We start from the raw sequence: 14,909 nt of genomic DNA on the forward strand, positions 1-14,909 counted from the left end.
TTACATCGCCAAACCTGCCGCGGCGGTTCAACCGCAACGTGGAGGATTTTTACCGCTTACGAGTCAACGTGGGCCTCTCGCACCGCTAACCATCAACCCGCATGCCTGGCTCGCCGAGACCCTCTCCAGGCTCGCCGCAGGTCATCCCGCCAACGCCGTCGGTGAACTCATGCCTTGGACCGCCGTGGCCTGAGCACAGCGCTTACGACCTCACACATCCCTGGGGTGCATGACGCCGGCCGAATTTGCTTCGGATCTCTCGTTCTGGCCGGTGGCAGAACTGGGACAGGGTCAATTAGAGCTGGTCGTAGATATCCAGAGCCTCTGCGACGTCGGAGTACAAGGTCGCTTTGCCTCCGTGAACGATAATGGCTTTATCACAGGTCTCGCGAACGGTCTGAGTATCGTGCGAAGCAAGAAGCATCGCACGATCCTCACGCTTCTCGAACAGTTCGTAACGACACTTGCGATGAAAGCTCTGGTCACCGACGGCGATGATCTCGTCGATGAGATAGCAATCGAACTCGATCGCCAGTGACAAAGCGAAGGCCAGTCGCGCCCGCATACCCGACGAATACGTTTTGACGGGCATGCGAAGTTGACCGCCGAGTTCACTGAACTCCGCTACGAAATCCCTGATTTCCCTATATTCACGCCCATAGATACGCGCAATGAAACGCGCATTGTCGAACCCGGTCAGGCTGCCCTGAAAGCCCCCGCCAAAACCAAGTGGCCAAGATGTGCTCATGGACCGCTTGATGCGTCCCGATGACGGCAATTCCACACCGCCAATGAGCTTTATCAGCGTCGACTTGCCCGCACCGTTGCGTCCGAGCAACCCGACTTTTTCACCCGGATACAAGGTGAGGTTCAGATCCTTCAGAACCCTCTTGGTCATTCCGCCATGCTTGTAGGCTTTGCATATATTTTCGCACTGGATCATTCGATCACCAGATCTCGCCGCACATGGCGGCACAACATCAAGCCAACCAACATGCAGATGACAGAAAAAGTCAGCGGATAAACAAAGTCATAGGTCGGAGCGATCGCGTCGCCAAACAGACCGTAGCGCATCATTTCCATGGCATGCACCGGAGGCGAATAATACAGAACGTCCTGCGCAGAAGGCGTCAGCCATGACACGAGATAAAATGTTCCGCTGAATGGGACCATTATATAGGTTGTCACCGGGATCAGTTTCTCAACAAATTCAGAAACTTCGCTTAACGGCGTTAAAACAAAACACACGCCCAGCGTAAAAATCGAATAGTAGAGGTACCCCAATAGCAAAATTCCGGGATCAGCTGGAAATGGAAACAAGTCAAATGCGCCCAGAACAATGCCGATAAATACATAAGCCATCAAATGGCCGACGCATTCGATAATAAATCGCGCAAAGATGAAATCATAAATCTTGATTTGTCGATGGTACATAAGCGCGCCATTTGCTGTGAACAGCATCACGCTACGGCTGATGGCATGTCGAAACATCACCAAAGGTATGTAACCGGAAACGACAAAGGCAAAGACACTCACCCCGTGTTCTTCCGGACCACGCATGGTTCGATACATGATCCCCACCAGGATTGCGAAGAGCAGTGGCTCGACCATGATCCAGAGGAAGCCGATATTGTCCCGGCCAAAGCGAGTGCTCATTTCACGAACCAGCAGGGCATGGATCACCCTGCCCTGCACTTTCAGTGCTGGAAGTAGCTCGCTCACTCAATCATCCTCAGGCGCGTGTTCCAAGATACCGACAGTCAGCATCCATCCTACGAGAAACAGGCAGAGCGCAGCGCCAAAGACGACGAGTATCGATCTGAAACGCGCCGGATAGAGTGCCAAGTCCGGCGCATCCGGTTCGACAATGCGCTCAAGATAGAACTTCTGCTTCGCGGCCTCATTGCGCGCCTGTTCGAGCGCCCCTGTCGCGATTGCTAGATTTTTTTCGGCAAGGTCCTGTTCAAGGGCGAGATTTTCATACCCGCCAATTTTCGATGCAATACCTTCCTGGGTGCCAACGGCGCGCCCGGTTTGTGCTGCGATCTGGGCGTTCATCGCCGCAATGCGGCTTCGCAGCGCAGGGATGGCAGGATGCGCGGGCGCGGTCCTCTCCATCAATTGCAGTTGGGACTTAAGGCCCGCCTCTTCGGTAATAAGCTTCGAGGTAATATCGAAGACGCCAACTGCCTGCTTGGCGGGATCGACGAGATCCTCGGCGTTTCTATACTCCCCCAAGGCAAGGCGAGCCTCCGCCGCTCGGTGAGAGGCTGCCTCTACCTGCTTCATCGCCTCCGACACAGCCCGCTGTTCTGCCCGTGCATTCAAACGGTTGACCAGATCCTCACTGAGATTGAGGAGTGCGGCATTGATCTGCTGCGCATCGCGCGCGGAAAAGGCCCGCACCATCAAGACGGCATTGCCCGTATCCTTGTCGAGATGGGCGTCGACCACATCGCCGTAGTAGCGATACAGATTCTCGAACTTTGCCTCCCGAAACGGCGATGGATAGCCGGACAGGAAATCGGCCTCGGTAATCTCGTAGCGCTGTCTGAAGCCGATACGCTTTTGCACATCGTTCAATGCATTGCGCGAACGGATATAATCCAGAATTTCGTTCGTCTGCTCCTGACCACCTGACAGTCCCGTCGTCTGAACGAGGTTGGCCAGCGTGCTCATCTGAGAGCTTTTCTGATCGACGCTTTTGACAATAAACCGAGACTGAGAATAGTACTGATCGCTTGCAATCAGTCCATAATACAGAACGGAAAGTAGCGTTGGAATGCCAACAACTATGGCAAACCAATGCTTTGTCTTCAACTTCGAAACAAAGAATCTTTTCAAGGCATCAATTCCATATGGGCGGTGCATCAGCAATCAAAACCAATTCAAAGACCCCATCCACTATTGCTTGACTAGGAGGCCTTCTGCTCCGAGCCATGTAACAAAGTCACTCTTACCGTCCGCTCCGAACGGATTGGGAAAGGCAGCCTGTAGGTCTTTGCGATCCCGGTAGAGTAATCGGTGCGAACGGGCAATCGGCGTTCCATCGGCAAAGCGACCAAATGCCCAATAGCGATCGGGAATGTCCGGCGAAGTGGCGGCAGCGACCTGTTCCCGATACCAGCGCCAGAGTTCATAAACGACGATCTGGTCACGGGCATAGCGGCGGGTCATCGTGTCGCCCAACGGCCCCAGCTTCGTGAAGTGCCAGAAGCGCAGCAGACTGTCGTTGGCGCGGACATTGCCTTCGTCATCGATCGTGATCTTCCGCTGGTTCACGTTCCAGCTTGCTGTGTTGTGGCCCGGATCCTTGAGGATATGCACCTTATCGAAGAACACCGGCACGTGGTCGCACCATTTCTGGTCCACAAAGAGCCCCTTTGCAGGGTCATCATGGCAGAATTCGCGAAGACGCTCCGCCCACCAGGAAGCGAAACGCGCACCCTCGCCGGTGGTACGAATGGCCACGAAGCCGAGATTGAAGACACCCGCCCACATCGGGCAAAGCTCGTTGTCGATGATCGCGGTCCGCTCCTCTTCCGGTTCGAGAAGGTGCGGCGTAAGGACAATGTCGAAGTCCTCCAGCTTCTCCAGAACCGGTGTGAGCGGATTGAAGAGGCAGGTATCGGGATCGAGGTAGATAACGGCATCGAAATCACGCTTGGTCGCCATTTCGAGGAACGGTCCCTTAACCGCCGTGCATATTTCGACGATGTCGTGCTTGAAAAGCCAACCGTCGACTCCCTCGATACCGAGTTCATCCTGCCAGACGACTTCGTCGAACGGTTCGTCCGCGACATCGAATTGGAATGCTTCAGGCACGCGGTCCGTCATCAAGGCAACCAGATGCCAGTCGGGATGGTGCTTGCGCAGGCTCTGGAAAAGAACCCGGGCGCGGTTGAGATAGCTGAAGCTGAAGCTCGAGAAACACAAAACGCGCATGATCAATCCAGAACTTCGAGGGTGATGGAGCTGTAGTCGAGGTCAAACTGGCGGACCGTTCGGCGGCTGCGGGCATACTTCATGATCTTGCCGGAGATGAATGCAGCTTGAAGCGCTCTCTCGTCCGCAAGAACTTCGCCTTCGCCCGTCTGCTCGATAACGTCGACGATATTCCCCGCACTCGGGTTGGTGATGAGGACGGCACCGCCTGCCAGTGCTTCATAAGCTGTGAGACAGAACGTTTCAGGCCAGATCGACCACGTAAGCGCAACGTCCAGTTCAACGGCCGCCACGGCTGCCCGCATAAGATCGGGCTGTGCCTCACTGGCAGAAACCTCGCGGAATTCGATGGGCAAGCCGCCTCGACGGCCCTTGCCGAGATGATAGAACTCGTAGCGAGGATCCTCTGTCAACTTGAGAACGAGATCCTGGAACACCGACCACCCTTTATGGTCCGTCGGATAGCCCAGGAAACCAATCTTGAGGGGGCCATTTCCCGACCTTTGCGCCGGCGTCGAGGCGATTTCTTTCAACTCGGCATGGCGGACCACGCTGCTGGCGTGGACTTTATGCAGTCCGGAATCTTCCCAGATCTGCAGTGCCGCATCCGACGGCGCAAGCACATCGACCTCAAACTCACCAAAGAGCTTTGCGAACTCGTCCGCCTGGCTGAAATCGGCACGCGCAAATTCGCACAGATCCCAGGCCACGGTCCCCTTGCGGGGAATACCGCGGTATTCGACGTCATTACGCATCAACTTGTAATTATTGTACAAGGCTGCGTAATCATGAACCCAATGGTAACCATTCTTGACGCCTGCCGCCTTCAAAATGCGGATCGTCTGCTCCATGTTGTGACCCAGCAAGCTGTGGATGACGAACGTGGGGTCGGACAGCGTACGATTGGCAAGGTTCGTGCAAATATCTTCCGCAGTGAATACGCCGACTTCAACGCCATTCAGAAGCACACCAAGTTGGATAGCCTCGTCTGAAGTATCCAAAAAAGGCAGGGGATGAATGGGATAGAAGTGCAACTGAAGGAAGCCGCGCTCCTGCAACCCTCTCAATTCCCGACGCAGCAGCAGTTGAACGCCACCAATGTGGTGGGTGTAATCGTCATGCGAGAAGGAAAGAACAACCTTGGAGTATTGGCCAAGCTGATCGGCAAGGGCATTGGCCAGATCCCGCCTGTCAGACAGCGGGACAGGCTTCCGAAATGACTTATATTCGGCGATCTGCTCCGCGACCGGCTTGAGACGGGACAGCACATCCCATCTGAAGCCTAGCTCATGTCGGCCGACGCGGCCTTCACTGCGGCCGGCAACAAGAAAATGAAAGAAAGGATTTACGCCAGCTTCGACGATGTCTGCATTATTATCGAGATAATACTTCGTCGAAAAAGCCAGACATGGATCGCGATTTTCTCGCCAACCGTTGAGGATGTAATGCTGGACAGGATCTACTCCCGCCTCCGCCACATCCGGATAGGTAGTCAGATAAAAATCGATGTCGAATCCCTGCTGAACGACCTCAAGAACATGACTGTCAATTCTGTCGTCAATTTTCTTGAACTTGCCCTTCAATTTGACTTTCGATTTTTCCGCGATCCGAGTTGCAAATCCCAACGCTCCCGCCTTCGGGGTCGCTTCGCCCATGGCAGCAGTCGGCTGAGGTACGTGCATCGCATTCGCCACAGGAGTTGGTAACTTTTTCCCGTGTTCCAAAGATACGACGAGGCTCTCGCGCGATGGTCGGCGATTGAGCCTACGGCCGATCCAGAGGAAATGCCGCGCCGGCTCGATACCCGACATCGTGACGTCAGGGTATTCGCTCAGATACCACGCCTCATCAAACTGTCCCGAGGCCTTGAACGCTTCGACATCATCATTGGAAATATCAGTCGCCAACAGATACTGCGATAGAGAAGTCACCACGATCTTCCTTCAAAAATTCCGTGCCGAATGTAATGCTCAAGAGCATCCATTCCTGACGCCGCCACATCTTCGTTCTTTGAGTAATAAGATCCTGAATCGAACAAGCCCATGCGTTCGATCCTCTCCTTCACACGCTTTTTTCGTTCTGTTTCAGAAAGGAACACCCACCAACGGGGCTGCCTCTGCTGTGCTTCAGACAGCTGGCTAAGCCACTCCGTTCGCATCTTGAGATCAAGTGCACGGCCTGACTCCTCCGCAACAAGGCGCGTCAGTTGAGCGATCTCCCCGTGCTGCTGCTCTATGCGTCGTACCACATCGTCGGTTTTGTTCGTCTCGTTGCGGTGAGCCTTGGCTTCACTGAGACGTTCTTCAAGCTGCGCCTGTGCGCGGACCAGTTCGGAGATTTCCCATTCACGATGCGAAAGGGCGTCCTTGGTGCTGGCGATCTCCGTAGTGGCCTGCTCGAGCTGAAGCTGAAGCTGATGCTGAAACTGCATCTTGAGCTGGACAAGGTGGGCAATCTCGCTTTCGTAGCGTGAAACACGACCCAACGCGGCACCATGCTCATCGCGCACCTTGTCGAGTTCTGCTTCGCTGCGCTCCAAGGCCTTTTCCGCGACATCGGCACGCCAGGATGCCTCTTTGGCTTCCCAACGAGCCTTAAGCACCTCTGCTTCGCTTGCAAGAAACTCCTGGGTTCTCGCCTGCAATCGGTCCTCAAGAAGACTAACCTTATCGCGCAATGCCTTGCTGGAAGTCTCGAAGCGCTCCACTTCCAAACTCAGCGTTTCGCGTTGCCGTTTCTCGCTTGCGACTTCACCCCATGCCTGCACAGCCTCTTCCTCGCGCTGGCGCAAGGCGCTGGAAAGTTGGTCGACCCGCGCTTCAAAGGCATTCGCCTGAACACGCAGAGCAGACACTTCTCCTTCCCTCTCAGCACTCGTCTTGGCCGCTGCCTGATGTTCGCTTCGGGTCGCATCAAGCTGCCGCTGCAAATCGGTTTGACGTTCCGCAAACTGCTCGCGCAATGCGCCAAGTTCGCCATCCAAATTGGCCCAGTTCGCGGCAGACGCATGACTTTCAGTGCGCACTTTTTCCAGTTCAGCCGCTATTTCGCCGCTCACCCGTTCAATCTCATCTCGCTCTCGCGTGACCGCCTCAATACGCTCGCGCAAATGTTCAAGTTCACCGTGCTGGTCGCCACGCCCATCCAGTTCTTGCTTCAGGCGTTCCACTTCCGCCTGAAGCTCGTTCCGCTGACGTTCCGCGTGCCCGACTGCCTCGCTCGCGCCGGTCCCCTGCATGATAACCTGCGCAAATGACGGAGATGCAGCATTGAGCTCATCGAGGATCTTGTCCAGTTCGGCATAATCTGCGGCTTTTTCGCCTTCCTCGGCCCAGCGCAGAAAAATCGAATAAGCACGCCGTATCCAGTCCGGTGAGCGATGTCCGAGCGCAAGATCGTCATCCACCCGTTGGTGGCGGGCGTCTCGCTCAAGAAATTTATCGATCTCCCCTGCCGAACGCACAGTTTGGCGTGGCCAGACAAGTCCTGTGCTCTGTTCGAACCGCGTGCTAACAGCGTTCCAGTCTTCAAGCACCTGTTCGTAACTGAAGATCAATCGCGGCACTTCCCGCGTAGCTTTTTCCGCTTCAAGCGCGTTGCGGAGCCAGAGCAAAAGACCAAGGCCCTGCTGCGATCCATCTCGCGCGCCGAGAGAGGCCGCGACCTCAAAGGGATTGCGGATCGGCATTGCGACAACAGTTTGCACACCGAATTCTTCCAGCGTATCCATCCAGAACGGCGTCAAGCGGCAAATGCGCGGATCTTTCAGAACGAAAAGCGGCGAGTTGCCATATTCTTCCCGCAAAACATCGACGGCCCGCTCAAAAAAATTCTCGCGGACGCTCGAAGCGTTCCAGGCCGCATTCATGGGGAGCCAGTCATCCCAATGGCTTCCTGCCGACGCAAGAAGCTGATCATTGAGGGTGACTACCGCGTTCGATTCCCAGTGCCCATGATGGTTGCCCTCGCTCGCACCCATGAGATTGCCTGGCAAATCGCATCCCAACAGACTGGCGATCCGCGCAAAGATGCTCGTTCCCGAACGATGCATGCCCAAAACAAGGACACATGTGCGAGAAGCAGCACGACGGCTTTTTCCGTCTGCTGTCGTTCCCTGTGCGCCAACCGCAGCAATCTTGGTGTTGTCGGGTGCGCTCGCATCCAGACCCATCACAATTAACCTCCAACCATACGGTGCAACCTCTACCAGAGGCTGGCCCCGCGACCGCCATGCTTAGAGCCTGTTTGGAAATTTACTGAAAGCGAATTTCTCGCCACAGGCCCACGCTTTTCCCGAAATCCTATAAAATGCATTCATGGGTCATCGGGAAAAGCGCGGGTCTGTGGCATCCCCGACACACCATTCAGGTATTTCCAAACAGCCCCTTACGCGGCACCTCGTAGTATCAGCAACCATTTTGAACAAACAATGCCCCGCCCCGCATGGCCAAATACGGACCAGTGACCTTAAAACCCCTCAGGGATAAGACCTAGGGAGATGCATATAAGTGGACACAAAGGCTCGAAGGTGATTTCGCGGTTGCGCCATCCTTCTGCTTGCAAACTTACTTGATCTTGGGCTCAAATTGGAAAGAGCGTCAATGGATCGTCCATGCAACCCCATCACAGTATGCCATAACATGATTATCACCTCCGCCGACAAGCGAGGCGCCGTAGGACCGACTTTTTGAATCGCGAACGCCATAGAGAGTCCCTTCCACCACCGCATTACACAGAGGTAACGCCTCGACTTTAACAACGGTCAGGCGCAACCCCGCGGAGGAAACTGCCACTGCCTTCTCTTCAACTTGCAGGCAGGCTTTTACATTACAGCGGTCAAGTGAATGTGATGTACTGGAATAGCTGTCGTACGCTTTTCCAAGCTGGTTTCCGTACCAAGCGATGCCATTCATGGCTGTTCCTCGGGAATTGTAAACAATGGCTTGTCCCGAAGACATGTTCAGGCCCACAGATTGGCCACGATTGAAATCGGGATCGGCAGTAGCCATTGTCATATCCAAGCCAATATTAATCGGTCCCGCATTCGAAATCCCGACATCTATCGCCTTCGTACCGACAGACTGGTTTCTGATACCAAACCAGACTTCGCCTTGCGTTGCCGCATTTTCCGTACGCCCAAACCGATAGACTGTACCGACACCCGCAACATCCCGGCCATTATCGGAAAGCGAGAACTCCTGAACATTGAGATAGGAATGTGGCACCGTCGTTGCGACATCGCCGTTCAGGATTACACAAGCTGGCTGCGCCAGCCAATGAGAAGCGCCTTTTCGTCCCGAGCCGCCAATCTGGCACATCCCATAGTAGGCACCAGCATCCCCATTGCCATTCTGCTGCACAGATGTTCGGACTGCTGCAACCCCCGTACGTCCGTCATTTCCTGTCAGCGACTGGTTCCAGCCACTGGAATTGACCAGCCTTGTCGAATATTGCGCAGCCCCCGTGGACCAGAGATAACCTGTACGCGGCCTGCCGAGTGTCTCGCTGCCATCGATGCTAGAACTTGCGGCGATCACTTGGGCATCCAGGCCATCGGGATGGTCGGGCTTTATGCTTTGGGCGCTGTCCTGAGGAAGTTCGCGGACGATGTTTTTCATCCTGACATCAGTCTGGATATTTTTCGAAAGCGCATCCGGGCCGCCACGGCCCACCGGCTGCGCGAATCCTTGGTGGAACGGGAAAAGCGCCAAACCCAAAATCGCGTAACTACAAAGCCACCTCAATGGTCATTTCCTGTTTTTCTCGAGGTCCGTCACCCTCCTCAGGAAGGACGTGCCCGGATTTTCATACATCTGAGCCCTTCATGGCATTGTTCGCACCTTTCGGCTACGATGTACAAAACGAACTGCGCTAATTAGTCGTAATCAGGCGATGTCTCGAAGGCGCCTGATAATGCTTCGAGCAGATAGCTTCTTCTTGCCCTTCGGACGCTGGATCACTTCGCCCAGAAATGTATTCGGCCTTGGCAGACCGTCCTGAATGGCGACAAGATTTCGCAGATCGAGCCGTCCCACCGCCTCATCTGAAAATGCCGGCGTATAGTAGATACAGTCATCGAAATAATAATGCGTCACCTGCGACCAGCGTGTCAGGGTCTGGTCTTTTTGGTAGCAGCCTCCATGCAGGAGATTGGCTGTCCATATCAGCGCCTGCCCCTTGCGCGCGATGAAAGGTTCTTCCGTCGCACCATAGACTTCACGCAGCGCCCGCCAGCCTTCTTCGAAGGGTTGCTGTGCGGACGCCAGCTTACTGCCGTACCCACGCCTGCCAATCATGCTGTTCGTCAGAAGTGGCCAGCGGTGCGAACCCGGCAGGTAGAAGAGCGGTCCGGCGTTTGGTCCGATATCCTCCATAGCAAGCCATACCCCGCACATAAAGCGCTCGGGGAGACTGGAAAAGTGGACCGCATCCGTATGTGCTTCCTGCTGCGTTCCTACGGGAAAGTTGAGTGTCTGGAAAGGAAAGGCGGGCCGACCGTAAAGCTTGGCTAGAAGGTCCAGCATATGCTGGTTTTTGGCGATTTCGTGCACATCCTCGTCGAATTTCCAAGCATCCTGAATCCGGCGATCACCAACAGTCTTGTTGCTTTGTGGGTCAGCCAAGTCGATGCCGGTGAAACGCGGACCCAAGTTTGCCTTGATACGATCTATCCGCTCTCCGATCTCCGGATCTGGGAAATCGATTACAGCATAACCTTGCTCGTGTAGATCGCAGGCAACCTTCTGCTCTTCTGGAGTTAATCCCATGGTCTCCAGCAAAGCCGGAAACAGCGGAGATTCGATCAGGGGTATGCCTGGAAAAGGGTTTGTCACGCGGGGAACCAACATCCATGTTGCTGTTGTCGCTGCTGAAGCCGTACAACTTCATATGCTGCAATCAATGCTCTTTTGCTGCAAGTCAGCGTTTTCGCAGCGCATAACTCAATCGATCCTTCAACATCTGGACTGCGCGGCCGAGCCCTCCAGGCCCGCGGCGTACATCTTGAAAGATGCTTTTGAAATCATGCCTTACCGTACCCCAGTTATCTAAGTCGCTGTAGATTTGCCAAAAAGATTCCACACCCAATGCCTGCGGCATGTTGAAAACGCCGTGATAACCGAACGTTTCTTGCACGTTTCCCGCACGTTCCGCAGCGAACCTATCGGCGAGGTGTCGTGGAGCGAAGCGCATTCCCCGCTCTTCCAGTAACTGACGGTTTATGCGGCCTATTGCCAAGTCTTCCGGGTGGATTTGTCGGAATCCAGATGTGCGACAAACTTCCATCAGCCGCCGTGACCGCAGCGAAAAACCACCGTTCCCCACATCATATCCATCATCGAACTGCGGCCAGCTCGCACCGATGTAGTCGTAATCAAGAAAGGCTGATGCCCAGCGCCCCGCGTCCAGCACATGCCCGTCCCACTGCACGATGAGGCAATGCGAGGTATCAACATGATCGACGAGTTGGTTCAAAACAAAATCAGAGTAGGCTGCCGAAGATCCGATCCGCTCGATCGGTACGACCCGGACCTCCCGGTTGTCGGAAAGCAAGTCAGCATCGGTCAGCAGGAGGCATTCTGCAAAGGCAATCTGCCCCAAAGAGGCCTCCAAAGCACGCATGGTCGCCTTCACGTTCACTGAAGTTACCGCGCAGATCGTCACTTGCGGTAGTTTCAGGCGCTTTTCCCAACGGGTAGCAGTCACGAATAATCCTGGAGTTTTACTGCGAAACGCTCGCTGAATCGGCTGATCTGAGGGTGATGGTAGGGGTCGATTTGTTCGCCCGACTTTCTATCCGTCCCCCATGCTGCCTTGAGTGCTGCCAACTCTCCCGCAAAGCGCGCCGCTCCGACTGGATCCCGATCCAGGCCGCGCGAAACCGATTCATGATGGACCAGCGTCGCGCGCGGCTCATAGAGCGACTGCCAGCCTTGCGTATTCAAGCGCATACACAAATCCACATCATTGAAAGCGACCGCGAAATTTTGCTCGTCCAATCCACCGATCACCTCGAAGCTCTTTCGTCTGACAACAAGGCAAGCCGCCGTCACTGCTGAAACAAACTGCGGAAGCGCATGGCGGCGGAAGTAACCCTCATCATCCGGGTGTAACAGCCGGTGGGCATGAGCTGCTCCGCCGCATATCCCAAGCACCACGCCAGCATGCTGAATGCGCCCGTCTGGGTAAAGCAGCCGTGCCCCCACTGCACCGACTTCCGGACGCAGGGCCTGCCGCGCCATTATCGCTAGCCAATCCGGCGCGAGAACCTCGATGTCGTTGTTGAGCAGGCAGAGCAATTCACCTGTCGCCTGCTTCGCGGCGCGATTGTTGAGCGTCGAGAAATTGAAGGGCCCCGGTGCGGCTAACACTCGATAGCGGCCGGGATCGAGATTTGCGAGATAATCCAGAGTTGCGGGATCATCGCTGCCGTTGTCGACCACGATCACTTCGAGGTCCGGATAATCGGTGCGTTCAATTCCCTCCAGACAATTGCGCAGCAAGTCGAGCCGATTTCGGGTCGGCACGATGATGCTGACTTTGGGCAGCGTGGACTGTTCCGGTTCGAATATCGCAGGAATCTTCGGCACTGGTCGGGAGAGGCGATGGTGCAGGACATGCGGCAAGCGCACCGGAGCATCGCCGTCTCCCCTCCCATCTGCTGCTCCTACAATAAGTTCCGTAGCCCAGTTCGCACCTGACAGGCTGATAAGTTCGTCCTGCGCGACCTGGACGATGCACGCGCCGGTCAGGTAGTCAAAATGGCGGAACAGTTCGGCATTCCACGCGGGCTTGAAGTGTGGCGCAGTCCGCCGTCCTCCGAGGCCGAGGATGTCGTCGTCAGCATAGATAACACGCCCCCCCGCGCGACTAGCGGCTACCTGGTACGCGGCGACAGCATCGGGAGCTAGAATATCCCCGGCCATTAAAGGCATAAGCCAAGGAGACGCATTCCAGTCGATCTGCGCAGTTGCTGCGGCAAGGTCGGGAACTGCCGGGGTTCCGAGTGGCAATATCGTTGCAGCCTGCCCGCGAAGGCTGTCGATCGTGTCGGACTGCCCCGGTCCGTTGTCGATCAACACATAGATGGCAGGTTCCTCCGGTGCATCGGATAATTCTGGCGTTGGTTCGCCCAGAAGCCAAAGCCGATAGGCACGCGGCGACGCAGCCAGAAGCGGCGCGAACTGCGCTCTGGATCGCACTCTCTTTCCCAGCACTCGCCACCACAAGGCGGTCAGCCACGCACGGGGAGCTAAACGCGCAGCGTCAAAATGCACCATACAAGACAGCCATACGCTACCGCAGGTGCATTTTTCCCTCTTCGTATCTGTCCGGTTTGTTTGCATCTTGGTTCGCGATAGCCTTTTGCAGGGCCGCAACAAGGGAAAACCATCGCTTCATTACAGCTTGCCTCGGAATCGGACCTCGCCGCGCCGGTTGCCGTGATCGATGCCGATCCCAATCATGCGATCGCGGCCTTGGCTGCGGCGCTGCACCTCATTTTTCAGATTTTCAAGAATTCGGTTCCGCAAAACGGCGCGTGCGAATTTTGCAACAATTCTGTTGTCGCGAAAACGCACTACCGCTTGTGCTATGGATCAGGAGTCAGTTCGGCAACTTGGCCCGATCGTGCAAATTGGCTAGCTATATCTGCCGGGTAGCAACTCATTCCGGCAGCAGAGCTTTGCCTTCGAAACGAGCTACGGCGTGACGCACGACTTTGGCGATCGCTTCCTCCGAGAAGAATCCCCCAGGGATTAGGCAGCGCTCCACCAACACACGGCGGAAGGCGGCGAAAGTCTCTTCATCGGGCGCAACTGGATTTTGCCAGAAGGCATCAAGGCCGTCTTGGTTGGTAATGTCCGGAATGTCGTAAACTGCGTGGCCAAGAGCCACTACCGGCACCCCCATAGCGAGGCCGAGCGTGCCGCTGGTGCTGTTCACCGTGACCATTCCGCGTGCCCGCTGGGCGACGGGGACGATGTCGCCCCAGGGGAGGTAATCCACACGGTCCCCCACGCCGAAGCGCGTAGCCATGTCGGCGGTCTCCTGCTGCCAGTCGCGCACACCGTTATCAAGCGGGTGTTCCTTTACTACCAAGCGAGTATCTGCCGGCGCATGTCGAGCGAAGGATTTAACGATCATCTGCAAGGCCGGGCCGATGCCGGTGAAGGGCGAGTGCAAGCGGATTTGTGCGTCAGAATCAAGTTGCAGCGGGAACAGGAAGTAAGGCGCGCCCGATGCCTCGAGGTCTGCGATTAGCTGTCCGCTGTAAGCTTCGCGCTCCTTGCGCCGGCGCAGCTTGCGGAACCAACCCACGCCCTCGACGGCGGGATGCCAGGGCCGGTGGTTGTTCCAGTGTGGATAGTGCCAGCGGGTCAACACGTCGGTCGCATTGTAAAGTAAGCCTTCGGTCGCGCGGCGGCGGAACGAGGCGGGGACTTGCGCATGCGGCGGCACCGGGGGCAGGGCGGCAGCCGTCTCGCGGTACCAAGCCGGGTCGCGCGGCAGTGAGGAATGGCCGTTGACGCCGCCGAGCTCCAGCGTAACCCAGTCCGGACGAATATAGCCTTCCTCGAACACATGAACCGGGATGCCGAGCCGGCGGCAAACCTCGATTGCGGGCCGATGGTAGTCCCGGCAATCACCGAACAGCGTCACATCCGTAATGCCGTGTTCGCACACCAGCGCTTCGAAGTTCTGTGGCCATTCATCGAGCGATCCGCGGTAGTCGATCCCGTTGGGAAGGCGCCAGAACAAGCGATCGCCGCCATTGAAGTTGACCTTGTGGACCGTGTGCCCAGCTTCCATCAGCCCTTGACCGAGGCGGCGGAACAACGGCCCCATCAGGCCCTGGAGCATCATAACGGTACGTTTTCCGGTTCCGGGGGGGAGGTCAGACATCCTCAGAAAATCGCTCCATCATCACATTCGGGAGACGCAGTGCTCCTCGACCTAGTCACCGA

The 14,909-nt window shown here is 56.0% G+C and carries 13 protein-coding genes; 1 reads left to right on the forward strand and 12 read right to left on the reverse strand.

Going from position 1 to position 14,909, the window contains the following annotated elements:
- Positions 1 to 193, forward strand: a 193-nt coding sequence (locus NTCA1_RS28735; RefSeq protein WP_236549373.1) for a transposase domain-containing protein, incomplete at its 5' end; no start/stop codon positions are given.
- 102 nt (positions 194 to 295) lie between these two features.
- Here NTCA1_RS28735 and NTCA1_RS15840 read toward each other — a convergent pair.
- The 12 genes from NTCA1_RS15840 to NTCA1_RS15895 form a co-directional block, all read right to left on the reverse strand.
- The gene (locus tag NTCA1_RS15840) at positions 296 to 943 is read right to left on the reverse strand and encodes an ABC transporter ATP-binding protein (RefSeq protein WP_159831168.1); all 648 of its coding nucleotides are present in this window, start codon (positions 941 to 943) and stop codon (positions 296 to 298) included.
- Entirely contained in the window at positions 940 to 1,722 is a 783-nt protein-coding gene (locus NTCA1_RS15845) for an ABC transporter permease (RefSeq protein WP_159831169.1), read from the reverse strand. The genes NTCA1_RS15840 and NTCA1_RS15845 overlap by 4 nt, the downstream gene beginning before the upstream one ends.
- Entirely contained in the window at positions 1,723 to 2,844 is a 1,122-nt protein-coding gene (locus NTCA1_RS15850; RefSeq protein WP_236549374.1) for a capsule biosynthesis protein, read from the reverse strand. It lies immediately after the preceding gene.
- A gap of 60 nt (positions 2,845 to 2,904) precedes the next feature.
- Positions 2,905 to 3,951: a hypothetical protein gene (locus NTCA1_RS15855; RefSeq protein ID WP_201282515.1), complete on the reverse strand. Its 1,047-nt coding sequence runs from the start codon at positions 3,949 to 3,951 to the stop codon at positions 2,905 to 2,907.
- Complete coding sequence (locus NTCA1_RS15860) at positions 3,948 to 5,876, reverse strand: hypothetical protein (protein WP_159831170.1); 1,929 nt, start codon at positions 5,874 to 5,876, stop codon at positions 3,948 to 3,950. The genes NTCA1_RS15855 and NTCA1_RS15860 overlap by 4 nt, the downstream gene beginning before the upstream one ends.
- The gene (locus tag NTCA1_RS15865; protein ID WP_159831171.1) at positions 5,873 to 8,116 is read right to left on the reverse strand and encodes a hypothetical protein; all 2,244 of its coding nucleotides are present in this window, start codon (positions 8,114 to 8,116) and stop codon (positions 5,873 to 5,875) included. The genes NTCA1_RS15860 and NTCA1_RS15865 overlap by 4 nt, the downstream gene beginning before the upstream one ends.
- A gap of 427 nt (positions 8,117 to 8,543) precedes the next feature.
- Positions 8,544 to 9,689 carry a hypothetical protein gene (locus tag NTCA1_RS15870; protein WP_159831172.1) on the reverse strand — a complete coding sequence of 382 codons (1,146 nt, stop codon included), beginning with the start codon at positions 9,687 to 9,689 and terminating at the stop codon, positions 8,544 to 8,546.
- 141 nt (positions 9,690 to 9,830) lie between these two features.
- Positions 9,831 to 10,778: a phytanoyl-CoA dioxygenase family protein gene (locus tag NTCA1_RS15875; RefSeq protein ID WP_159831183.1), complete on the reverse strand. Its 948-nt coding sequence runs from the start codon at positions 10,776 to 10,778 to the stop codon at positions 9,831 to 9,833.
- An 85-nt stretch (positions 10,779 to 10,863) separates the two neighbouring features.
- Complete coding sequence (locus tag NTCA1_RS15880) at positions 10,864 to 11,649, reverse strand: DUF5672 family protein (protein ID WP_305080995.1); 786 nt, start codon at positions 11,647 to 11,649, stop codon at positions 10,864 to 10,866.
- The gene (locus tag NTCA1_RS15885) at positions 11,646 to 13,145 is read right to left on the reverse strand and encodes a glycosyltransferase (RefSeq protein WP_236549375.1); all 1,500 of its coding nucleotides are present in this window, start codon (positions 13,143 to 13,145) and stop codon (positions 11,646 to 11,648) included. The genes NTCA1_RS15880 and NTCA1_RS15885 overlap by 4 nt, the downstream gene beginning before the upstream one ends.
- A 198-nt stretch (positions 13,146 to 13,343) precedes the next feature.
- The gene (locus NTCA1_RS15890; protein WP_159831174.1) at positions 13,344 to 13,523 is read right to left on the reverse strand and encodes a hypothetical protein; all 180 of its coding nucleotides are present in this window, start codon (positions 13,521 to 13,523) and stop codon (positions 13,344 to 13,346) included.
- 85 nt (positions 13,524 to 13,608) lie between these two features.
- Positions 13,609 to 14,847 carry a capsule biosynthesis protein gene (locus NTCA1_RS15895; protein ID WP_159831175.1) on the reverse strand — a complete coding sequence of 413 codons (1,239 nt, stop codon included), beginning with the start codon at positions 14,845 to 14,847 and terminating at the stop codon, positions 13,609 to 13,611.
- Positions 14,848 to 14,909 lie beyond the last annotated feature (62 nt).

Origin of the sequence: Novosphingobium sp. TCA1, assembly GCF_009811895.1 — a bacterium.
Classification (GTDB): Bacteria; Pseudomonadota; Alphaproteobacteria; order Sphingomonadales; family Sphingomonadaceae; genus Novosphingobium; species Novosphingobium panipatense_A.

Excerpts from the sequence above, each read along its gene's own strand:
- NTCA1_RS15840 (WP_159831168.1), bottom strand. The coding sequence starts at position 943 with ATGATCCAGTGCGAAAATATATGCAAAGCCTACAAGCATGGCGGAATG.
- NTCA1_RS15865 (WP_159831171.1), bottom strand. The coding sequence starts at position 8,116 with ATGGGTCTGGATGCGAGCGCACCCGACAACACCAAGATTGCTGCGGTT.
- NTCA1_RS15895 (WP_159831175.1), bottom strand. The coding sequence starts at position 14,847 with ATGTCTGACCTCCCCCCCGGAACCGGAAAACGTACCGTTATGATGCTC.